At 46.4% G+C, this 24861-nt stretch carries 19 protein-coding genes; all 19 read left to right on the top strand.

Annotation, left to right across the window (positions count from 1 at the left end; genetic code table 11):
* The first annotated feature begins 108 nt into the window (after positions 1-108).
* The 19 genes from ABUA31_RS05900 to rfbB all read left to right on the top strand — a co-directional run bounded on the left by ABUA31_RS05900 (position 109) and on the right by rfbB (position 24860).
* Positions 109-1170 carry a LacI family DNA-binding transcriptional regulator gene (locus ABUA31_RS05900; protein WP_173795887.1) on the top strand — a complete coding sequence of 354 codons (1062 nt, stop codon included), beginning with the start codon at positions 109-111 and terminating at the stop codon, positions 1168-1170.
* Positions 1171-1450: 280 nt separating this feature from the next.
* Positions 1451-2929 (top strand): extracellular solute-binding protein, encoded by a 1479-nt coding sequence (locus ABUA31_RS05895; RefSeq protein WP_173795886.1) that lies wholly within the window; start codon positions 1451-1453, stop codon positions 2927-2929.
* A 113-nt stretch (positions 2930-3042) separates the two neighbouring features.
* Complete coding sequence (locus ABUA31_RS05890) at positions 3043-3939, top strand: carbohydrate ABC transporter permease (protein ID WP_044998090.1); 897 nt, start codon at positions 3043-3045, stop codon at positions 3937-3939.
* Positions 3939-4775, top strand: a complete 837-nt coding sequence (locus ABUA31_RS05885; protein WP_173795885.1) for a carbohydrate ABC transporter permease — start codon at positions 3939-3941, stop codon at positions 4773-4775. Before ABUA31_RS05890 ends, ABUA31_RS05885 begins: the two co-directional genes overlap by 1 nt.
* A gap of 9 nt (positions 4776-4784) precedes the next feature.
* Positions 4785-6482 carry an alpha-glucosidase gene (locus ABUA31_RS05880; RefSeq protein WP_349818882.1) on the top strand — a complete coding sequence of 566 codons (1698 nt, stop codon included), beginning with the start codon at positions 4785-4787 and terminating at the stop codon, positions 6480-6482.
* Positions 6483-6869: 387 nt separating this feature from the next.
* Entirely contained in the window at positions 6870-9194 is a 2325-nt protein-coding gene (locus tag ABUA31_RS05875; RefSeq protein WP_349818881.1) for an alpha-galactosidase, read from the top strand.
* A 400-nt stretch (positions 9195-9594) separates the two neighbouring features.
* Positions 9595-13404 (top strand): EAL domain-containing protein, encoded by a 3810-nt coding sequence (locus ABUA31_RS05870; protein WP_349818880.1) that lies wholly within the window; start codon positions 9595-9597, stop codon positions 13402-13404.
* Positions 13405-13426: 22 nt separating this feature from the next.
* On the top strand, positions 13427-14707 hold the full coding sequence (locus ABUA31_RS05865) for an O-acetylhomoserine aminocarboxypropyltransferase/cysteine synthase family protein (RefSeq protein ID WP_015534752.1): 1281 nt from the start codon (positions 13427-13429) through the stop codon (positions 14705-14707).
* A complete protein-coding gene (locus ABUA31_RS05860) occupies positions 14704-15561 on the top strand; it encodes a TrmH family RNA methyltransferase (RefSeq protein WP_349818879.1) in 858 nt (285 codons plus the stop codon). The genes ABUA31_RS05865 and ABUA31_RS05860 overlap by 4 nt, the downstream gene beginning before the upstream one ends.
* 131 nt (positions 15562-15692) lie before the next feature.
* Positions 15693-16448 carry a metallophosphoesterase family protein gene (locus tag ABUA31_RS05855; protein WP_015534754.1) on the top strand — a complete coding sequence of 252 codons (756 nt, stop codon included), beginning with the start codon at positions 15693-15695 and terminating at the stop codon, positions 16446-16448.
* 271 nt (positions 16449-16719) lie between these two features.
* A complete protein-coding gene (locus ABUA31_RS05850; protein WP_349818878.1) occupies positions 16720-17433 on the top strand; it encodes a CpsB/CapC family capsule biosynthesis tyrosine phosphatase in 714 nt (237 codons plus the stop codon).
* Between the two features lie 55 nt (positions 17434-17488).
* Entirely contained in the window at positions 17489-17614 is a 126-nt protein-coding gene (locus tag ABUA31_RS05845; RefSeq protein WP_015534756.1) for a hypothetical protein, read from the top strand.
* 28 nt (positions 17615-17642) lie between these two features.
* Positions 17643-18653, top strand: a complete 1011-nt coding sequence (locus tag ABUA31_RS05840; protein WP_349818877.1) for an LCP family protein — start codon at positions 17643-17645, stop codon at positions 18651-18653.
* A gap of 55 nt (positions 18654-18708) precedes the next feature.
* Complete coding sequence (locus tag ABUA31_RS05835) at positions 18709-19527, top strand: YveK family protein (protein WP_022217120.1); 819 nt, start codon at positions 18709-18711, stop codon at positions 19525-19527.
* Positions 19524-20276, top strand: coding sequence for a CpsD/CapB family tyrosine-protein kinase (locus ABUA31_RS05830; protein ID WP_055223475.1), 753 nt, complete (start codon positions 19524-19526; stop codon positions 20274-20276). The genes ABUA31_RS05835 and ABUA31_RS05830 overlap by 4 nt, the downstream gene beginning before the upstream one ends.
* Positions 20277-20369: 93 nt before the next feature.
* Complete coding sequence (locus ABUA31_RS05825; RefSeq protein ID WP_055223477.1) at positions 20370-21140, top strand: hypothetical protein; 771 nt, start codon at positions 20370-20372, stop codon at positions 21138-21140.
* Between the two features lie 246 nt (positions 21141-21386).
* A complete protein-coding gene (locus ABUA31_RS05820) occupies positions 21387-22838 on the top strand; it encodes a sugar transferase (RefSeq protein ID WP_349818876.1) in 1452 nt (483 codons plus the stop codon).
* Positions 22839-22851: 13 nt separating this feature from the next.
* Positions 22852-23748, top strand: a complete 897-nt coding sequence (gene rfbA, locus ABUA31_RS05815; RefSeq protein ID WP_117550428.1) for a glucose-1-phosphate thymidylyltransferase RfbA — start codon at positions 22852-22854, stop codon at positions 23746-23748.
* A 92-nt stretch (positions 23749-23840) separates the two neighbouring features.
* Complete coding sequence (gene rfbB, locus ABUA31_RS05810) at positions 23841-24860, top strand: dTDP-glucose 4,6-dehydratase (protein WP_117550429.1); 1020 nt, start codon at positions 23841-23843, stop codon at positions 24858-24860.
* Position 24861 lies beyond the last annotated feature (1 nt).

Raw genomic sequence — 24861 nt, 5'->3', positions numbered from 1 at the left:
TCGTCATATTACACAATTTACATTACGGAAAGTATTATGGTATACTCTTCTTATGAAACAAGTTTCATGGACTACAGTCTGAAATTCATAAGGAGAGTATATTTATATATGGCAAGTATAAGAGACGTTGCGAAGGAGGCGGGGGTCGCCATCTGCACGGTGTCGAGACTTATCAACGGCACGGCAAATGTTGAACCTGAGACTCAGAAGAAGATAGAAGATGCGATGAAGAAACTGGATTATGTTCCAAATGAGCTTGCGCGAGGCATGTTCAAGGGCAGATCAAACTCCATTGCGATGTTGGTTCCAAATATCCAGCACCCATGGTTCTCATCACTGGCATCGGAGATAGAAAAGATACTTTATGAGAAGAAATACAAGTTTATGCTTTTTTCCACATCCGATGACAAGCAGAGGGAGAAGGAATGTTTTAAGCTGTTAAAGTCCAACATCGTGGATGGGATCATATGCGGAACGTCGGCATGTACGGCGAAGGAATACCAGAAGATAGATAAGCCGATGGTCATGCTGGATTATAAGGTTGGCAGCAAATTTCCTGTCGTAGTGTCGGATCACAAGATGGGCGGACAGCTTGCTGCCCAGGAATTTATAAACAGTGGATGCAAATATGTCATCCACATATCAGGAATCAAGGTGGATAAGAATATCATGTCATTTGAGTGCCATGAGGAACTAGATAGAGTCCTTGCCGAGAATGGGATAAAATCCAGACGAGTTCCAATACAGTGGAACGACTTTGATTTTCATGGATATTTTGAGATGGCAAAATGCATACTGGAGGAGTACCCGGATGTGGACGGTGTATTTGCCGCAGACATGCCAGCGATAGCATTCCTCAAGGCGGCACTTGCCATAGGCAAAAAGATTCCTGATGACCTGGCGATCGTGGCATATGACGGAACGTACATAACCAACGCCAGCACGACAAGGCTCACATCGATACATCAGCCGTACAAGGAGATCGCCCAGGAGGCAGTACGCCAGCTTATGGAGATGATCGACGGACCGGGGGAGGAAGATGATGCCGAAGGACAGGTTGAAAGTGCAACCGCAGATCAGATCGACAGCGCAAAAGAGAGAAACACACATATAGACGGAAATCTTATACTACTTCCGGTGAGCGTAGAAAAAGGCGATACAACTTTATAGTATGATTACGAAAAGAAGTTCATGAAGAGAAAATGAGGTGCCACTCAAAAATCATGAACTTCTTTTTTATGCGGGTACAAAACATAAGAAACTTGCTAAGAGCACAAAATACAAAAATCTATAAATTCCCTATTGACGAAACATGTTTCATATGATAATCTTAATGCAAATGAAACATGTTTCATTTAAGCGCTTATGAAATGTGTTTTATCGGAACAATATGAATGATAGCGAGAATTAACAAGAGGGAAAATTCAAAGCAAGAAAAGGAGAAAAGGTTATGAGAGCAAAGAAATTAGTAGCATGTGCACTTTCAGCAGCTATGATGCTGGGACTTGCATCCATGACAGGATGTGGTTCAGCAAAGAAGGATTACGATCTGTATATTTACAACACAAAGTCCGAGATCGCAGACAGTATCCAGGATCTGTGCAAGGATTATGAGACAGAGACAGGAGTTAAGGTTAAGGTTTACACATGTGGTACACAGGAGACCATGGAGACACTCAGATCTGAGATGAATTCCAAGAACTATCCTACACTGTACGCGATAAATCAGGCACAGTTCACAGAGTGGAACGAGGGCGGATTTGTACTTCCATCAACATCAGTAAAGAATGAGGAGTTAAAGTCAATCTACGATTCAATTCCAGAGAGCATGCAGCTCGCAGATGAGAGCGGAGCAAGCTGCGGAATCCCTTACAACGTAGAGGGTTACGGACTTATCGCAGATACGCAGATGATATGTGATGTATTTGGACTTGACAGCGCAGACGCATTTGTCGCTGATTACAGAAGTGCCAATTATGAAGAGTTCACAGGCATGATCAAGGCAATCGATGATTACATAAACGGCAAGGGTGGTGAGAAGGTTACACTTTCAGGCAATGCATACACCACGGCAAAGGACAAGACAGCCACAACAGAGAACATGAACGGGGTATTTGCAATCGCAGGCGCAGAGAAGTGGACATATGCAAACCACTATACAAACTACGCACTGAATGCAGTATTCCCTAACTACAATGCAACGGCAGCAGCTACAAAGGAAGATGTTGATAAGCTTGAGGAGCCACTTGTAAAGATGGTTCAGGAGCTCGACATGCTTTCAAGCTACACAGCAGGACCAAGCGGCAAGGTAGAGCGTGGATCAGAGTACATTAACTCAACAGTGACAGGATATGATCAGGCAGTTCAGACATTTGCCGAGGGTAAGGCAATGTTCATCAAGCAGGGTAACTGGGTATACGGAACCATCGCAGGTGTGGATGCAGACAAGGCATCAAGACTTACGATGCTCCCAATGAAGGTCAACCTTGAGCAGAGTGACATCTCAGCTGAGGGCGTTACAGTTGATAAGATGAACAGCTCAATCCCTGAGTTTGTTTCACAGTATTACGTTATCAACAAGAAGGATTCAGAAGAGGAGCAGAAAGCCGCTGAGGACTTCCTTGTATGGCTCTACACATCAGATACAGGAAAAGATTACATCACCAACAAATTCGCATTTGTCCCATTCAACGCAGACGAGAGCGAGAAGCTTGAGAATCCGCTCAGCAATTCACTTGTATACTATATGAGCAATGACCTTGTGATGGGCAATGACTTCGATGCTTTCCCTGAGTCATGGGGACTCAACACCATCGGTGCAACTATTCAGGAGCAGTTGTTTACAAATCCTGATCAGTGGGATGAGAACACTATAAGAACAGGTGTGGAAGATGCACTGACAAAGTGGAAGGACAGCATCAAAGAGTAATCGGTGCTAAATGGGATGTGTCAGGTTTTCTATGAAAACCTGACATGTAGCGCCAGCCATTTGCCGAAGGCAAATTTTGTATGGCTGGTGTTCAATGTAGGAAAGGAAAAACTATGAAAAGATTTTACAAGAGAAAATTCTGGTTTATGGTTCTGCCTTCTATAGTGTTGTTTCTGCTGGTTATCATAGTTCCTTTTATAGAGGGTGTGATCTACTCCTTCACCGAGTGGAGAGGTTCCTACTTCGTAGGTGGGGAGCACTGGTGGAATGCACTGGTGGGACTTAAGAATTATACAAGCATATTCAAGTCGAAGGATTTCCTTCAGTCACTTGGATACACGGCCATATATGCTGTACTCGCAGTAATAGCACAGAATGTTGTCAGTCTTCTTCTGGCACTCATGATCAAGAAGCTTACCAAGGGCAAGGGACTTTTCAGAACGGTACTGTTCCTTCCATATGTACTTGGAATGCTCGCCATGGGTTATGTATGGCGTTTCATATTTGAAAATGTATTTTCACAGACGCTGTTCGGAACAGACGGTGTGGTACACGTAGAGGTGCTCAACAACATGCTTCAGAATCAGTGGAAAGCACTTCTGGCATATGCGATCGTTGGTGTGTGGCAGGTTGCAGGTTATTACCTGATAATCTACCTCAACGGACTCAACAATATTTCAGAGGATATTTATGAGGCTGCCAGAATAGATGGGGCTACGGGCTGGACAAGCTTCAGGAAGATCACACTTCCGCTTCTCATGCCTTCATTTACGATAGTGCTCTTCATGTCACTGGCAAACAGCTTCAAGATGCTTGACCTCAACGTTTCACTGACAGAGGGCAATTTCGGAACGACCATGATATCCTACATGATACTGAAAACAGTAAGAGAGAGCTCTCCTCCGGCATACGGAGAGGCGCAGGCACAGGCAGTTATATTCTTCGTTATCATTGCAGTTATATCTATAGCTCAGGTAATGATCACTAAGAGAAAGGAGATTGAATCATAATGGGAGTAAAAGGCAAGATCAAAAGAGCAATCATAGTGGTTATACTCGCTGTATTGGCAATCGTGACCATATTCCCGATATGGTTCCTGATCGTCAATTCATTCAAGGGACAGCAGGAGATAGTAGCATCTCCAATAGCTCTCCCGAAGTCTTGGAATCTGGACTATCTGAAGAATGCAGCTGAGCAGATAAATCTCGGCAGCAGCCTGCTTCAGACAGTACTCATAACAGTTGCGGCTGTGGCACTTATCGTGGTCATATCTTCATTTGCCGCATGGGCAATTGCCAGAACAGATTCCAAGGTGGCAAATATACTATTCATCGCATACACAGCAGCCATGCTCATACCTTTCCAGTCAGTTATGTACCCGTTGGTATCACTGATGGACAAGCTGGGACTCAAGAACACACCGGGTCTGATCCTCATGTACGGAGGCTTTGGAATCAGTATGTCGGTTCTGCTGTACAGAGGATTCATCAAGAGTATCCCGCTGTCACTTGAGGAGGCAGCCATGCTCGATGGAGCAAATATATTCCAGATATACAGATATGTGGTCATGCCGCTCTTAAAGCCGACGACCATGACAGTTGTCATCACAAATGCAGTGTGGATATGGAACGATTACCTTCTTCCATTCCTCGTAATAGGAAATAACGACAAAAAGACGCTCACGCTGAGCTTATATTATGCAAAGAGTCTGTCAGGACAGTACGGAAATCCTTGGGAGCTCATCTTCCCTGCAGTACTTCTCTGCATCATCCCTATCGTGATCATATTCATCATACTTCAGAAGAATATCATCGAGGGAATTTCAGCCGGAGCTGTGAAAGGATAAACATAAAATATGGACAGAAAATGGTGGAAAGAGGCGGTATTTTACCAGATATACCCTAGAAGCTTCTATGACAGCAACGGAGATGGAATAGGAGATCTGAAGGGAATAACTGAGAAATTGCCGTACCTCAAAAATCTTGGCGTGACCGCTGTGTGGATATGTCCATTCTTCAAGTCGCCTATGAAGGACAACGGATATGACATATCGGATTACTATGATGTGAATCCTGAGTTTGGAACCATAGAGGATGCGGATGAACTTATAAGATGCGCAAATGAAAATGGCATCAAGATCATTATGGACATGGTCATAAATCATACATCAGACCAGCACAGATGGTTCCAGGAGGCGTGCCGGGACAGACACAGCAAATACAGAAATTACTATATATTTAAGGACAACATAGATGGACTTGCAGATCTCAGATCCAACTTCGGTGGAAGCACATGGACACAGATTGAGGATGGCAGCTGGTATTTCCATTCATTTGCGAAGGAGCAGCCGGATCTCAACTGGGAATGTAAGGAGATGAGACAAGAGCTCTACGACATGATGAATTGGTGGCTTGACAAGGGAGTTTCAGGATTCCGAATGGATGCCATCACATTTATCAAGAAAGACCTCTCATTCCCGCCTATGCCGTCAGACGGCGAGGACGGCAGATGCGATGTTGGAAAATGCTGCCTCAACAGGCCGGGAATAGATGAGTTCCTTCACGAGTTAAAACTCAACACATATGGCAGAGGAGACTTTGTGACTGTCGCAGAGACTCCTGGAGTCCCAAATGAGGATTTGGACAGATATATTGGGAGAGATGGACATTTCTCCATGATATTTGACTTTAGCTACACAGATATAGATATCAATCCGGGCGATCTCTGGCTGCACCAGAGAGACTGGACGATAGAGGAATTCAAGGACAAGCTGTTCACCAATCAGAGACTTGTGAAAAAGATCGGATGGGCAGCAAATTACCTGGAAAACCACGATCAGCCTAGAAGTATAGGCAAGTACTTCCCAGCCGGTGATATTCCTGAATACAGAACACAGATGGCAAAGGCGCTGGGCGCGCTGTTCTTCTTCCTGAAGGGTACGCCGTTTGTATATCAGGGACAGGAACTTGGCATGATAAACACTCATTTTGATAACATAGATGAGCTGGACGATATCAACTCCAAGGGACAGTTTGCGAGATGCATTGAAGCCGGATACAGCGAGGCAGAGGCGATGGAATCTGTAAATATCAGGAGCCGCGACCAGTCAAGACTTCCGATGCAGTGGAACAGCGATAAGAACTTCGGATTCTCAGTGCATGAGCCATGGCTGGCATGCAACAATCAGTGTGACCTCCAGACAGTGGAGCTTGAGAGCGCTGATAAGGATTCTGTGCTTAACTTTTATAAGGCGATGATACAGCTCAGAAATCACTCGGAGTACACACAGACTCTCATCTACGGAGACCTGGAGGATGTGGAGACGGATAATGCAGGAATCATAGTGTACAGGCGCAAGCCGGTTCAGATTGAGTGTGTATGTGGAACTGGAGCAAATGCAGAAAGCACAGACAGATCGGTATATGTTGTTGTCAACATGACCGGTGAGGATGTGGGCTATGCAATTCCTGAGACTGCGGATATGCTTATGGGTAATTATGCGGATTACGATGGTACGCTCAGACCTTATGAGACTGTGGTGTACGCGGTGTAGGCCGGAGCTGGCAGAAAAAGCCTGAATATTGGTGGAGACTGATTGAAAATTACAGTTGGTCTGGTATCAGTATTCAGGCTTTTTTCATTGTCTGTATACTTTTGGGATACTTTGCTCAAATCTATAGACAAAGTGAATGGATCATTAAATGCAAGATATGTCTTAATGTTCAAAGCGTATTCACAGTTCAGAATAATCACCCAACTTAACCATTATCGGTACCATATTTGGTCAACTTTTTTCCATATAAAATCTAATTCCCAGATATTAAAATAACTGTATTAAAAGCAGTCAGACATGAGATTTTAGAGCAGAGGGTGCGCAGTGCGCAGGCGTAACGGAGGTTGTCTGCTCAGACAAATAAATGGAGAAAAAGGAGTCACACTTATGGGTATTATTTTTCACGAAGAAACAAAGACATTTCACCTTACAAATGGCGAGATAAGCTACATCATGACAGTGCTCCCCAATGGACATCTGGGAAATCTGTACTATGGTAAGGCGATAAGGGACAGAGAGGATTTCTCACATCTGTTGGAGCTTGTCCAGAGACCTATGTTTCAGTATGTATATGACGATGACAGACTGTTCTCACTTGAGTCAGTGAAGCAGGAGCTTCCTGTGTACGGAACCACAGACTACAGAGCACCGATGGTTGAGGTACTTCAGTCAAATGGCAGCAGGATATCAGATTTTGTATATGTATCACATGAGGTAAATGAGGGCAAGCCAAAGCTTGAGGCATTGCCGGCAACATACACAGAGAATGATGACGAGGCAGAGACATTGATCGTCACATTGAAGGATTCACTCACAGGCATAAAGGCGAGAATGCTCTATACGATATGGAGCGACAGACCAGTCATAGCAAAGAGTGTGGAGTATGTAAATGAAGGCACAGAGGCGGTACATCTCACCACTGCTTACAGTATGTGCCTGGATCTTCCTGATCCTGATTATCAGTGGATGCAGCTCTCAGGCGCATGGGCAAGGGAGCGCCACATAATAACAAGGGATCTCGAGCAGGGCGTACAGTCGATAGGCAGTAATCGTGGTCATTCATCCCATGAGCACAATCCGTTCATCGCATTGAAGAGAAAGACAACTGACGAGAACCAGGGAGAGGCGATTGGAATAAGCCTTGTATACAGCGGCAATTTTAAGATACAGGCAGAGGTTGACACGAGAAATACAGCCCGCATTCTTGCCGGAATAAATCCGGATACATTTGACTGGAAGCTCGATGCAGGTGAGCATTTCCAGACTCCTGAGGCAGTCATCGTATACTCAGATCAGGGACTCAACAAGATGAGCCAGACCTTCCACAAGCTGTATCAGAAGAGACTTGCAAGAGGCGAGTGGAGAGACAAGCCAAGGCCGATCCTCATCAACAACTGGGAGGCTACATATTTTGATTTCACCAGAGAGAAGCTCATAGCCATCGCACAGAAGGCAAAAGAATGTGGAGTTGAGCTGTTCGTCCTTGACGATGGCTGGTTTGGAGCCAGAACTACAGACCATGCAGGTCTTGGAGACTGGGTTGCAAATCCAGACAGACTCCCGGAGGGAATCACAGGAATTGCAGAGGATATAGAGAAGGTAGGATTGAAGTTCGGACTGTGGTTCGAGCCGGAGATGACAAATAAAGATTCAGACCTCTACAGAGAGCACCCAGACTGGATACTTTCAGTTCCGGGAAGACATGACTCACACGGAAGATTCCAGTATGTTCTGGATTTCTCCAGAAAAGAGGTCGTTGACAGAATATATGAGATGATGGCAAAGATACTCAGCACGGCAAAGGTGTCATATGTGAAGTGGGATATGAACAGAAGTATCACCGAGTGCTATAGTGCAGTTCTTCCGGCTGACAGACAGGGCGAGGTGTTCCACAGATACATACTTGGTGTGTACGATTTGTATGAGAGACTCACAAGCACATTTCCACATGTACTCTTTGAATCATGTGCCAGCGGCGGCGGACGTTTTGATCCGGGCATTCTCTACTATGCGCCACAGGGCTGGACAAGTGATGACACGGATGCCATAGAGAGAGTCAAGATCCAGTATGGAACATCCATGTGTTACCCGATCAGCAGTATGGGAAGCCACGTTTCGGTTGTGCCAAATCATCAGACAAGACGTGAGACTCCGCTTAAGACCCGTGCAAATGCTGCATATTTTGGAACATTTGGATATGAGCTGGATCTGAACAAGCTCACAGCCGAGGAGATAGAGGAGGTCAAGAAGCAGGTCAAGTTCATGAAGGCATACCGTGAGGTGATCCAGTACGGAACATTCTACAGGCTTGCAAGTCCATTTGACGATGAGGAGTGCGGCTGGATGGTCGTATCAGACGATAAGAAGACCGCCATCGTTGCGTGGTTCAGAACACTCTACACACCGAACAAATGCTTCACCAGAATGAAGCTCCACGGCCTTGATCCTGATGCGATATATAGCTGCAATGTGCTCGGGGGACAGGCGCTCACAGTGAGCAAGACACCGGATGGAAAGCTGATATATGAGAAAGTGTCAGGAGACAAAGGAGAGGATTCTGCAGTTAATGTCATCGCAGGCCCATCATGCTATGGCGATGAGCTGATGAACCTCGGACTCATCACCAGCGACACATCGGCGGGAGAGATAGTCGGAGAGGATATGCCTTGCGGAGACTATGATTCCAGACTCTATGTGCTCAAGGCAGAGTAAGCGGGTTTGCGAAAAAATTTTCCTGCTTTTTCGGGCAGAAAAAGAAAAAAGACAGTATATCCGAGTCAAAAAACTAAGATAATAAAATCCAAATAACCGCACTCGTGGTCTATGATTGAAATAAGGCAGTTAAGATATGCCTGTATGGGTTATTTCTGACGACCAGCAAAGGGCATGGTACCAGAAAGGCCATAGTGGCAGGACTTCTGGAAATACACTGAAGGAGACTGCGCGTGGAGGCCTTGCAACCACTCGCACGGCGCTTGAGGTGAAAAATAGACTAAAAATGTAGACAGAAACTATGGCATTTGTCAAATTGCATAAATAAGGTTTTTTTTAGCCTGCAAACATGATATAATTGCATAAAGAATGTTTTAAAAATGCAGTTGGGGATGATCAGATGAGCAACAGGAAGAGAATATGCGTTATAACAGCACAGGTTGAAGAGAGTACACAGAATCGCTTCATGCAGGGATTTCTGAAGCAGGCATATGATATGAATTACGATGTCTGCATATTTTCCATGTTTTTGAAGTACCAGGATTCAGCAGACAGGGAGGTTGGCGATTCAAACATCTACAACCTTATTAATTTTAACCTTTTTGATGCTGTGGTATTGTGTCAGGACACCATACAGACTCCGGGAGTCGTAGAAAAGCTGGAGAAGCGCCTGCAGTCAGAATTTGCAAATGGTGTGGTAGTGGTAGTCGACAAAGAGAATAACATATTCCCAACGGTCATGATGGATCATTATACCCCTATAGTAAAACTCGTGGATCACCTTATAGAGGTTCACGGACACAAGAATATATATTTCCTGGGCGGACTCAAAGAGCACATACACTCCAAGCAGCGACTCGCCGGTTACATAGACAGCATGAAGGCGCACAACCTGCCGGTTACGGACGACATGATATATTATGGAACATACTGGTACGACAGCGGCGACTACATGGTGGACGAGCTTGTGAAGGATAAGGAGCATCTGCCGGATGCCATCGTATGTGCAAATGACTGTATGGCCATCGGAGTGTGCACCGCATTTGACAGATATGGAATAAGAGTTCCCGAGGACATAGCCGTGGTGGGCTATGACTCCATAGAAGACGGAAGAAACAGTCCTGTTCCGATCACATCTGCGGACATACCGGCGGATGACTGCGGGCACTACTGTATGAAATATATAGATGCAAAGCTTAACGGACATGACGTACCGGAATTCAAGTCCAACGTGGAGCTGTACATAGGTGGAACCTGTGGCTGTGAGGGCTGGGAACGAGAGACAGTCAGGATCAGAAGAGACAAATGGGAGACAGACCTCTCAGAGACCGGCTTCTACTCTTGCTTCAACAACATGGCGGATGACCTTGTGGCGCAGACGAGCGTGGAGTCATTCTTCGACACCGTGTCGGAATACGTGTACCAGATAAGACCATTTGAGAGCTTCCATCTGTGCCTGAACGACTACTGGAGAAATCCGGAGGTCATGACCGGCGATGAGGCACTTCGCCACGGTTACACAGATCATGTATACAGACTGATAAAGTGTGGCCCGGATGAAAAAGAAGAGAGACACATACGCTACGACGACGTATTCGAGTCTGCGAAGCTGTTGCCGGAGCTGTACGAGGACAGGGATTATCCTACAGCGTTCATATTTACACCATTGTTCTTCCAGGACAGAAGCTTTGGCTATGCAGTGGTGAACTACGGTGCAGAGCCGAGGGTGTACGAAGATGTATACAGATCCTGGATCAAGACGGTTGCCAGGGACATGGAGTCATTTGCAAGACATCAGGGACTCAATGTACTTCTAAACAAGCTTGAGGCGGATCAGATAAGAGACGGTCTCACCGGAATGTACAACTACAGAGGCTTCATAGGCAGGGCAAATGACATGATAATCCAGGCCGCTGAAGAGAAGTCTGAGATACTTGTGTTGGCGGTGGATCTGAAGAATACACGCCAGATAAACAGCAATTACGGAAGAACAGAGGGTGACAGAGTCCTAAGCTATGTTGCCCAGTCGATAAATGAGGTACTTACCCCATACGAGATATCCATGAGGATGGGAAATGACGAGTTCGTCATAGCCACAGTGGCAAAGAGTGGCGATATCTCAAGGGGAGAATATATAGCCGAGGAACTCAAGAAGAAGCTTGAGGCGGCAAACAGTGGCGGAAAGGACGATTACGAGCTCGGTATATATTACGGATGTAAGAAGGCTCTGGTCAAGTCATCTGCCGAGCTGGAGACCCTCATCAACGATGCGGTCAACCAGAAGAACCGCATAAAAGAACAGAACAATGCCAAGGGACGCAACAAAGCGACGATAACGAACAGGGATCTGGAGAGAGATGAGATAGTAGCTATGATACTGGACAACAACATGCTTACATATCATTTCCAGCCTATAGTAAGTGCCCGTGACGGAAGCATATTTGCATACGAGGCACTTATGAGGATACTGGTTCCTATGAGAATGTCACCCCCTGAGCTTCTGGAGAGTGCAGAGAGACTGAACAGACTGTACGATGTGGAAAAACTCACACTGTTCAACATCGTGGAGATCGTGGCATCGAATCCTGAGATGTTCAGGGGCAAGAAGGTATTTATCAACAGCATGCCGGGGCATATGCTCAACGCACAGGACAGAAATGAATTCATTTCAAAGGTGAAGACGCTCCAGTGTGCAGGCATCGTCATAGAATTTACCGAGGGAGCAGAGCTGTCGGATGCGGAACTGAATGATCTCAAGGCATTCCTCAGAGGAAATGGCATGGAGATCGCCATAGACGACTACGGCTCAGGCTATTCAAATGTAAACAATCTTCTCAGGTATATGCCTGAGTATGTGAAGATAGACAGAATGCTTCTGACAGGGATCGATGCAGACCCACACAGACAGCATTTCGTCAAGGATATAATAGAATTCACCTCGACCAACGACATCAAGGCGCTGGCAGAGGGCGTTGAGACCACGAAGGAGATGAAGACCGTCATCCAGCTCGGTGCGGATCTCATTCAGGGATACTATACCGCCCATCCGAACGCGGAGGTGGTACAGCTCATATCCCCACAGGTTGTGAATGAGATAGTTCAGTACAACCAACAGGAAGAGGTGGCTGAGAACAGCAGCATATTTGTCATGGAGCATGAGAGAAGTGCATCACTTCTGAAGCTCACATCCCGGGGAATCAGGAAGATAGTTGTGGCACAGAGAGCCGGTGGCGACAACAATGTTCGCATAGTCGGCGCACAGGGCTTCAAGTCAGATATGACACTCAAGATAAAGGATGGTTTCACCGGAACCATAGTGCTGCAGAATGTAAGCTTCTCGGGCGACCGTGACAAGCCTTGTATAGACTGCGGTGAGAATACGGATCTGCACATCATGCTTGAGGGTAAGAATTTCTGTAGGAATGGCGGAATAAAGATACCGGAGTCGTCCAGAGTGACATTTATCGGAGATGGGGATATAATGATCCGCGTCAACGGTAACAGCTATTACGGAATAGGCAATGACATTAATTCAAAGCATGGAGTCATGAAGTTCAAGCAGGAGGGCGCCATTAATATAGAAACAAACGGTGTGAACGGAGTGGCAATAGGCGCCGGACTCGGAGGAGATATACGTATAGAGAAGGGACGATACGACCTGTATATCAACGGCGAGAACGGAGTTGCTATTGGAAGCATAAGCACCCCGGTGAATCTGAATCTCCTGCAGGCGGACATAGACATAACCTATGAGGCTGCAAATGGAGTCGCCATCGGCTCGGTGAGCCAGCATGCAGATATCGCGATAAAGAACACATCCATATCGCTCAGAGGATCGGGCAACAGATACGTGGCGGTCGGAACCCTGGACGGAGATGGATGCAGCGTAGATATAAGCAGAGCACATGTGGACATGAACCTTAAGGGCAATTCGTGTATAGCCATGGGATCTGACCATGGAATAGCAGACATACGCATGACGGACGCCAACTCAAGGCTGGCGGTTCAGGGCGAGGCGTGCTTCGCACTTGGAAGCAGAGACGGCACAGGCATGCTGTCCAGCAATAATGCAGATCTGAATGTGGTTGTCAGGAATTCACTGAACATAGATATATCCGCGGCAGAGCAGGACATACGTCTGGTGAATGGAAGATACATGTTCGTTCTGAACAATGAGAATATAGAGCGCAAGGTAGTAGAGCGATATTAATTCAAAGGAGTATAAAGGAATAATGGAAAGAGAGACTATGTGTATACAGGCTGGATACCAGCCTAAGAATGGGGAGTCAAGAATGATACCGATCGTACAGAGCACAACGTTCAAGTACGACACGAGCGAGGATATGGGTAAGCTGTTTGACCTTGAGGAGAGCGGCTATTTCTACACCAGACTTGCAAATCCGACAAATGACTATGTGGCAGCCAAGATATGTGCCCTGGAGGGGGGATCGGCAGCAGTGCTCACATCGTCAGGACAGGCAGCAACATTCTTCTCGGTATTCAACATTGCCGGAGTGGGAGATCACGTTGTGGCATCATCCACCATATACGGAGGAAGCTTCAACCTTTTTGCTGTGACCATGAAGAGAATGGGTGTGGAATTCACATTTGTGGATCCTGACTGCTCGGACGAGGAACTTGAGGCAGCGTTCAGACCAAACACCAAGGCCGTGTTTGGCGAGACCATAGCCAATCCGGCACTCATAGTATTCGATATAGAGAGATTTGCAAATGCGGCACATGCACACGGAGTACCACTCATCGTGGACAACACATTTGCCACACCGATCAACTGCAGACCTATAGAGTGGGGCGCAGACATAGTCACACACTCCACCACGAAGTACATGGACGGACATGATGCAACCGTGGGTGGGGCGATCGTGGATTCAGGCAAATTCGACTGGATGGCACACGCAGACAAGTTCCCAGGACTCACCACACCTGATGAGTCATATCACGGAGTGGTATACGCAGAGAAGTTCGGCCAGGGCGGCGCATATATCAACAAGATCGTGGCACAGCTTATGAGAGATCTCGGCCCGATACCTGCACCTATGAATTCGTACATGCTCAATCTTGGACTGGAGTCGCTTCACGTGCGTATGCCACGTCACTGTGAGAACGCACTGGCGGTTGCGAAGTTCCTCGAGGCACACGATAAGATAGCCTGGGTAAATTATCCTGGACTTGAGAGCAGCAAGTATTACGAGCGTGCTAAGAAGTATATGCCGGACGGCACATGTGGAGTTGTGTCATTTGGCGTCAAGGGAGGAAGAGCTGCTGCGGAGGCCTTCATGAAGGAACTCAAGGTTGCGATGATAGCAACACATGTGGCGGATGCACATACATGCGTTCTTCATCCTGCATCAGCTACACACAGACAGATGAATGACGAGGAGCTTCTGGCGGCAGGAGTAAGTCCTGATCTTGTGAGACTGTCGGTGGGCATTGAGAATGTAAAAGACATAATAGCAGATCTTGAAAATGCACTGGATAAGGTACAGATATGAGAATAATAAATATAACCGACCTTTCGGCACCCGAGCTTGATATATATGCGCGCATGTCAGAGAATCAACTGGCGCACATATATGAACCGGCTTCCGGGCTGTTCATAGCTGAGAGTCCAAAGGTCATAGAGAGGGCACTGGATGCGGGTTACGAGCCAGTGTCCATTCTATTGGAAGACAGGCACGTGGAAGGACAGTGCGCGGATATAATAAAGCGGTGCGGAGATATACCGATATACACAGCACCATTTGATGTCCTCACGAAGCTCACGGGATTTGCCCTGACAAGGGGGATGCTGTGCGCCATGAGGAGGGCAGAGCTGCCGTCTGTTGAGAGCGTGTGTGAACATGCCGCCAGAATAGCGGTGCTTGAGGAAGTGATGAACCCGACAAATGTGGGAGCGATATTTAGAAGTGCGGCGGCACTCGGGATGGATGCTGTACTGCTCACGCCGGGCTGCAGTGACCCGTTCTACAGGAGGGCGGCAAGGGTCAGCATGGGAACGGTGTTCCAGATACCGTGGACATATATTACATTTGACACCCTGGGTCTTGCACACAATAAAGCAGATCATGGCATATGGCCGGAGTTTGGGATGGAACAACTTCACAGTATGGGCTTCAGGACGGCATCCATGGCGCTAAGAAATGACACGATAGACATACACGACCCGGAGCTGAAGCAGATCGACAGACTTGCAGTAATACTGGGAACCGAGGGAGAAGGCCTCAAGACAGAGACCATAGATTCCAGCGACTACACAGTGAAGATACCAATGTATCACGGAGTGGACAGCCTGAATGTGGCTGCAGCCAGTGCCGTGGCATTCTGGGAGCTTGGCAGGCGCTTGTAAAACGTCGAAAAACATCCCTCAAAAAATACGCATACATATCTACAGGATATGGAAAATATGTTATAATAGTCAGGATGTGAACGGACAGGCTCACAGTCGGCAGAAGGAAAAGACTTAGGAGGATGATAGACATGTTTTATGCTATTTCAGGAATTAACGGGGATTATGAGGCATACAAGAGAGCACTCAAGAAACTCAAGTTTCAGAACCTTGACGATATAAAGGAAGAGGACATCATGAACGAGGAGGCTGTCATCAGCACCCTTGAGGGCGAGGATGTCCTGTATGTCCTTGGCAATATAATCGGAGCAGGCGGCGGATCCATGAAGATACTTCAGGATATGATGAGCAGAGATAATGTCATCGCAGTTGTCGGTGAGAACGAGTACAAGATCACACAGGCACTCAAGGCACTGAATGACCATATCCAGTCCACAGGTGAGGTGCCACCACAGATGCTGGTAGACAAGATAACATCCATGCTTGGAGAAGAGCTCTCAGGTGCGGTGGAGGAGTTCCTGCAGCTTGACGATGAAGAGCGTGAGGATGTCATAGAGTATATAGATGAGATTTCTGAGGAAGCGTTCCTCGAAGTGATGATGGCGAGAAAGAAATTTGTGCTGGTTCACGCCGGAATAAGAAACTTCGATCCGAAGAAGGAACTGGATGAGTACGACACAGAGGACTTCATCACAGAGCCAGCAGACCTGGACAAGACATATTACAAGAACAGAACACTCGTCGTTGGACATGTGCCAACCACAGAGCTCGGCGGTGAGGGCAAGATCGTTAAGAAGAACAACAACGTTGCCATCGACTGCGGGTGCGGCAAGGGCGGACAGCTTGGAATATACTGCCTGGGCAACGGCTCGGAGATGTATGTATAATAGAATAAAGAAGAGATTGACACGGCGGGATATGAAATATCATATTCCGCTTTTTTATTTTTTTATTATGGAAGAAATTGGATTAAGAAAATAAAGTGGTTTATACAAATTGTATAGTTAAGTGAAAAATCAACGAGGATTTTTGTCGATTTTAAATCGCAAATGGAATTGAAAAATTGTGAAGAAACTGTTAAATTAGGGTGTGGGCATGGATAAAGAATTTTCCTATATAAATATTTATAGTTTTTTATAAAGAAAACAGGAGGAAAACATGGGTGTTATAGATTTTCATTCACACATACTGCCGGGTATAGACGACGGCAGCAGGAATGTCGAGACATCTATAGGCATGCTTTGGATGTGCAAAGAGCACGGCGTGGATACTATGATAGCGACGCCGCACTTTTATGCTGATTCAAATACTGTGGAGAGGTTCATTGATTCAAGACAGAAAGCATATGATAAAGTCATGGCTGAGAATACGGACATACCGCAGATTATAATGGGGGCAGAGGTCGCGTTCTTTGCAGGAATAAGCAGAGCGGAGAAAACGGACGCACTAAAAGTAGAAGGAACTGATATCATGTTGCTGGAGATGCCGTTTGTGACATGGAGTGATTCGGTAGTGCAGGAAGTACGAGACTTAATTGAGAAGAGACATTTCCATATCATACTAGCTCATATAGAGCGATTCTTACAGATACCAGGCAACAAGCCATATGTGAGACAGATCCTTGAACTGCCAGTTACGGTGCAGGTGAATGCGGAGACACTTCTGGATTTCAGACAGAAGGGCAAAATGCTCAAGATGTTCAAGAAAGGACAGGCACACATCATAGGAAGCGACTGCCATGGTATGCATCACAGGGTGCCAAACTTGTGGCTGGGCCGCGAGGTGTTGGAGAAGAAGCTGGGACATGAATTCCTGGAGAACATGGACAGCTACGGAACAAAGCTCCTGAAAGAACATCAGATACACCCATAATCAGCAATAACAACGAAACATGTAAAAGATAAACAGATAGATGGAGGACAACAACATGTCTAAGAAGACAGCGATAATCATCAGTATTGTGCTGTTCATAATACTGTGTGGTCTTATTGTGTGCGAGAAGAAGTGGCCTACAGCGGGAACAGACCTGCTTATGCTGAACGTTCTGAGATAGCACATTACATTCCGAAGAGGTGATACATATGTCATACAGGAACAGAACACTATCAGAAAAAAAGAGAATATACAAGAAGCTTGGACTTGTGATCACAGCCATACTGGTCGTATGCATTGCACTGGCGATAGCACTCAGACCGACAAAAGGAAATGCATCACACAATGCATCGGGCACACAGGCGGTCGAAGGCATGATCGAGGTGGACGGAGTCAAATACGTTCCCAAGAAGAATATAGAAACATATCTTTTTATGGGAATCGACAACATGGGCAAGGTTCAGAAAGTCACCGATTATGAGGGGGCAGGCCGATGCGATGTGGTCATGCTGATGGTCAGAGACCTGACAGATGGAACATACAAGACGCTGAGCATAGACAGAAATACCATAGTGGAGCAGGATACACTGGATCCCGACGGAACCTATGTTGCAACGAGCCCGGCACAGCTTGCTCTGGCACATGAGAATGGTGACGGAATGGAGATAAGCTGCGAGAACGTGGTCAAGGCGGTGTCAAACTTCCTTGGCGGCCAGAAGATAGACGGATACGCAGCGGTGAATATGGGGGCCATAGGAACCATCAACAATCTGGCTGGCGGAGTCACGGTTACCATAGAGGATGATTTCTCCAAGGTGGATAAGACCATGAAGCAGGGAGAGACCATCACACTGACCGATGAGCAGGCAGTACATTTTATCCATGACAGATTCGATGTGGGAGATGAATCCAACACCCAGCGAATGAAGCGTCAGGAGGTGTACAAGGCAGGACTCAAGGATAACCTGGCGGCAAAGTGCAGCGAGGATAACACATATCCACTGACCATATATGACGCCCTGGGAGATTACATGGTGACTGACATCAGCTCACAGAAGTTCTCCAAGCTGGCGCTACTTGTTCTCAAGGAAAAGGATGCCGGAACGGTGTCGATAGCTGGAACAGAGACCATAGATGATCTCGGATTTGTCGAGGTGGAGCCGGATGCGGACAGCCTTCAGCGGGCGATCGTAGAGCTGTTTTACAAGGAATATAACTAGCATCACACATTTGATGCAGGGGATATAGATACAAAAAAACGGATGGAGGGAATATATGAATTCCAACAAGAAAATGGCTGCTGTGCAGGATGAGACCACACATATAGCCGCAGTGAACACATACAAGAATACAGAGGATGATGAAACCGAAATCGATCTACTGGACATGGGAATGGCGCTTCTTGAGAAGCTCCCATACATCATACTGTGCTTCCTGATCGGTGCGGTGCTGTTCAACGCATTTGCATACTTCCTGATCAAGCCGACATACCAGTCGACAGCCAAGCTGTATGTGGTATCAGCATCAGATGATTCCATAGTAAATCTCCAGGATCTGAACATCGGTTCATCCCTGACCAAGGATTACGAAGACCTGATACTCAGCTATCCGGTTCTCGACCAGGTCATCGAAAAGCTCGGCCTTGACATGGACTCAGAGGGGCTTGCCAAGATGATAACCCTTGAGAATCCTTCAGACACACGAGTCCTGAAGATCACGGTCACAAGCACTGACAAGCAGCAGGCATGTGACATTGCAAATACACTGGCAAACGTGTCGATAGAGTATCTCCCGGATACCATGAGCACAAGCGCACCTAACATAGCCCAGGTTGCAAGGGTAGCAGACCAGAAAGTCGGACCAAGCTACCTTAAGTACACCGCCATAGGTGCATTGCTTGGAGCACTCATCTACTGCCTGATCGTCATTGTGGGATACCTGATGGATGACACGATCCACTCAGCAGACGACATGGAGAAGTATTTCGGAATAGTACCGCTCACGACAATACCTGAGAGCGACCAGTTCAGGACAGACGACACAGAGGATGAATTTGGAAAGAAACACAACAGGAAAGAGAGGGTCAGAGCATGAAGAAGCTTAACATAGAGTTTCAGGAACTCCCATATGCAGTGGAGGAGGCGATGAACCGTCTCAGGATCAACATAAAGTTCTGTGGCAAGAACACAAGAAAGATACTCATAACCAGCAGCATGCCAAATGAGGGCAAGAGCAGCGTAGCGATCAACCTGTGGAAGATGCTCGCTGAGGCAGGATTCCCTGCAGTGCTGGTGGATGTGGATCTTCGTAAGTCAGTCATAAAGGACAGACATCACATAAAGGATGCTGACAAGCTTCCGGATCTTGGATATTTCCTTTCGGGACAGTCCGAGATGGAGGATGTCATCTATGAAACACAGGTAGAAAATGCATACATCGTACCTTGTATGAACCTTCTGGAGAATCCATCGGCTCTTCTGGAGGATGCTAGATTTGCAGAGCTTCTTGACAAGCTGGCAGAGACATATAGGTATGTCATTATAGACTCGCCACCGCTTGGCAGTGTGGCGGATGCCGCTCAGATCGCATCACTGTGCGATGGCGCAGCTCTGGTAGTCAGAGCAGGTGAGACATCAAGAAGTCTCATCAAACAGTCATTCCAGCAGCTTGACCAGGTAGGTTGTACGCTGCTTGGAGTCATACTCAACAGAGCCCAGACAACGGGGAGAGCATACAAGAAATACTACGGCAAGTATGGCAAATACTATAGCCAGTACGGCTATGGTTATGGCACTTACGGCAAAGAGGCTGCAGCCGCCAGCGACAGCACCCCGTCAAAATAATTCACTTTGGATATAACGCCATGTATAGTGGCGTGCAGGGCGTTTTATCATATATTCAATACAATAGAACTTTTTGGGAAGGAGGAATTTATTGTGAAGAATTTAAAGAAGCTTTTGGCTATAGTTGTATGTATCGCAATGATGGTGCCAACAGTTGCATTTGCAGCTACATCATCACCAACTAAGGTAAACGTTAAGTCTGCTACAGCAAAGTCGCTTACATACAATGCAAAGAGCCAGACAACAACAATTGTTGTTAACGGTAAGACACTTACCCTGAACAAGGATTTCAAAGTCGTTTCAGGAAGCCTTAAGGCAACAAAGGCTGGTACATACACAGTTAAGATCAAGGGAATAGGTAACTATTCAGGCGATACAACAGTTAAGTACACAGTTAACGCACAGCAGAGCTACAAGGCTACTGCTGCTGCAAAGACATACAATGCTAAGAATCAGACAACCAAGGTTACAGTTAAGTATGGTAACACAGTTCTCAAGAGAGGTACTGATTACAAGATTACTGGTGTAACTAGGGCTAAGAACGCTGGCAAGTATAAGATTACCGTAAAGGGTATCAACAACTACAAGGGTACAAAGACAATTTACTACACAATTAACAAGGCTGCTCAGAAGTCTGTTAAGGTTAAGGTAAATGCTTCTAAGAAGAAGATCACTGTATCTGGTGTTAAGGCAAAGGCAAAGGTTACTTACAAGTCAGCCAATAAGAAGGTCAAGGTTAAGAATGGCAAGATTACTGTTGGTAAGGGTGTCAAGAAGGGCACAAAGGTAAGAATCACTGTTAAGGTTGCTGCAACAAAGAACTACAAGGCATACAGCAAGTCAATTATTTACAAGGTTAAATAATCAACCTGCTATGTTAAATAGTTCCAAGCCCTAGCCGGTGGCGCAAAACGAATGTCCATGCCACAGGACGTTCCGCGCCGCCAGTGTGGGTGATAAATAACAGACCGTTTAATGAGTAACATGGTTTACAGATGAAAAGGTTCAGCCGACAATCACACGGGCTGAGTCATTTCATGTATGAATCAACAGACCGGGTCATGCGGGCACAAATATGACCCTGACGACAGAGGATGAGGAGAGAAAATTATGTATCAGAAAGGCGCAAAAGGCTGGCTGAAGCACTTTGACTTCATGCTGCTGGATCTTATAGTACTTCAATTGTCATTTCTTGTGGCATTCCAGATCAGACACGGCATGGTAAATCCGTATGCGAACAGAGACTATCTCGCGCTGGCTATCATCACGGAGCTGGCGGATATAGTAGCCATGATATTTCTGAATACATATGAGGGCGTCATCAGAAGAGGATACTTCAAGGAATTCATATCCAGCTTCAAGAACGGTTTCGTGATCGTTGCACTGCTCCTTCTGTATGTGTTTGTCCTCAAGGATACATCTATATATTCCAGAACTACTATACTGCTCATGTGGGCCATATACGTATATGCTACATTTGCAGTGAGGAGCCTGTGGAAGAAGCATCTCGAGAAATATGCAGAGCATGGCAAGGGCAAGAAGCTCCTGGTCATGACCACCAGACATGTAGCAGATGAAGTGGTGGCAGGCCTCAAGGAGAAGAACTACTCCGGGTTTGATATAGTAGGAGTCATGGTGATAGATGCCAATCTCGTCGGTCAGGAGATTCAGGGAGTGCCGGTGGTGGCGGATTACAACACCGCAGTTGACTATGTGAGAACCGCATGGGTGGACGAGATATACGTGGATGTGCGCGGAGCATACGGATATGCGAACACCCTGATAGAGGCATTTGTCGAGGGCGGCATCACGGTTCACATGTGTATATCATCCATCGTGAAGACCCACGGCGACAAGCAGCTCATCCAGAAGATAAATGGTGAGACCGTGGTCACGACCATGATGAACTACGCAACACCGAAGCAGATGCTGCTCAAGAGAACGGCAGATATAATAGGTGGTCTGGTGGGCAGCGTATTCACGCTCATCCTCACCATATTTATAGGACCTATCATATACATCAAGTCCCCAGGACCGATCTTCTTCAAGCAGGAGAGAGTGGGACTTAATGGCAAGATATTCAAGATGTACAAGTTCCGAAGCATGTACATGGACGCTGAGGAGCGCAAGAAGGAACTCATGGCGCAGAACACCATGAGCGATTCTAAGATGTTCAAGATGGACTTTGATCCGAGAGTCATAGGCAACAAGATCCTGTCGGACGGCACCAAGAAGAAGGGAATCGGCCAGTATATCAGGGACTTCTCCATAGACGAGTTCCCACAGTTCTTCAATGTGCTAAAAGGGGATCTGTCACTGGTTGGAACCAGGCCGCCTCTCATCTCTGAGGTGGAGCAGTACGAGATGCACCACAAGAGCCGTCTTGCTACGAAACCGGGTATCACCGGAATGTGGCAGGTGAGCGGCCGAAGCGACATCACGGACTTCGAGGAGGTCGTGAGACTGGATACGGAGTATATAGAGAACTGGTCGTTTGGACTGGATCTGAAGATTGTGCTTAAGACTATCAAGGTAGTGCTTGGTAGGGAAGGATCAAAGTAGAGGAGGAAGATGGATGAAAGGAATCATACTCGCCGGAGGCTCCGGCACAAGATTGTACCCACTGACTATGGTGACGAGCAAGCAGCTCCTGCCAATATATGATAAACCGATGATATACTATCCACTGTCTGTACTTATGAATGCGGGAATTAGGGAGATTCTTATCATCTCAACTCCTGCTGATACGCCGAGATTTGAAGAGCTTCTAGGCGATGGACATCAGTTCGGCATAGAACTGTCATACGCAGTACAGTCGTCACCTGATGGGCTTGCCCAGGCATTCATCATAGGTGCGGATTTCATCGGAGACGACAGTGTGGCGATGGTGCTGGGAGATAACATATTCGCAGGTCACGGACTCAAGAAGAGACTCAATGCAGCAGTGGTAAATGCTGAAGGTGGCAAGGGCGCAACAGTGTTTGGGTATTATGTGGACGACCCGGAGAGGTTTGGCATAGTTGAGTTTGATGAGAACGGCAAGGCCATATCCATAGAGGAGAAGCCGGAGAAGCCGAAGAGCAACTATTGTGTGACCGGACTGTACTTCTATGACAATAGAGTTGTGGAGTATGCTAAAGGGCTTAAGCCATCTGCAAGAGGCGAACTGGAGATCACTGATCTGAACAGGATATATCTGGAGAACGGTGATCTGAATGTTGAGCTTCTCGGACAGGGATTCACATGGCTTGATACAGGAACACATGAGAGTCTGGTGGATGCAACAAACTTTGTAAAGACGGTGGAGCAGCATCAGCACAGGAAGATAGCGTGCCTTGAGGAGATAGCATACCTGAATGGATGGATCAGCAGGGAAGAAGTTCTTGAGGTATATGAGGTGCTGAAGAAGAACCAGTATGGACAGTACCTTAAGGATGTATTAGATGGTAAATACCAAGAGCATCTTTATTAGAATAAAGACACTAATAATTATAGATACATTGAACATTTGCTGATATACAAATATAGAAAAAGAAGTAAGAGGCAAATGCGAGGAGGAGAATTATGACAATTATAGTAACAGGTGGAGCAGGATTTATAGGAAGCAACTTCGTATTCCACATGCTTAAGAAGTACCCGGGCTACAGAATCATATGTCTCGACAAGCTGACATATGCTGGCAATTTGTCAACCCTTGAGCCGGTTATGGATAACTCAAACTTCAGATTTGTAAAGCTTGATATATGTGATAGAGAGGGTGTATATAAGCTGTTCGAAGAGGAACATCCAGATATGGTAGTGAACTTCGCTGCTGAGTCCCATGTGGACAGATCCATAGAGAATCCTGAGATATTCCTTCAGACAAATATCATAGGAACAGCTACATTGATGGATGCATGTAGAAAGTATGGTATACAGAGATATCATCAGGTAAGTACCGATGAAGTATATGGAGACCTTCCACTTGACAGACCGGATCTCTTCTTCACAGAGGAGACTCCTATACATACAAGTTCACCATACAGCAGCTCCAAGGCTGGTGCGGATTTGCTCGTTCTTGCTTATCACAGAACGTATGGACTTCCTGTTACTATCAGTAGATGTTCGAATAACTATGGTCCGTATCACTTCCCAGAGAAGCTTATACCGCTTATGATAGCCAATGCTTTGGCAGATAAGCCTCTTCCAGTATATGGGGAGGGATTAAACGTGCGTGACTGGCTCTATGTGGAGGATCACTGTAAGGCGATAGACCTTATCATCCACAAGGGACGAGTGGGAGAGGTCTACAATGTAGGCGGACACAACGAGAAGAAGAATATAGATATAGTGAAGATCATCTGTAAGGAGCTTGGCAAGCCAGAAAGCCTTATAACTCATGTGGGAGATAGAAAGGGACATGACATGAGATATGCCATAGACCCTACAAAGATCCACAATGAACTCGGCTGGCTTCCAGAGACGAAGTTCGAGGACGGAATCAAGAAGACAATACAGTGGTATCTGGACAATCGTGAGTGGTGGGAGACCATCATATCAGGCGAGTACCAGAACTACTATGAGAAGATGTATAGCAATAGATAAG

It is taken from the genome of Coprococcus sp. RTP31081st1_H1_RTP31081_211007, from assembly GCF_040227275.1.
In the GTDB taxonomy this organism is placed as follows: domain Bacteria; phylum Bacillota; class Clostridia; order Lachnospirales; family Lachnospiraceae; genus Coprococcus; species Coprococcus aceti.
The sequence above is the reverse complement of the archived record's forward strand: the minus strand, read 5'-3'. Positions and strand labels throughout refer to the sequence as shown.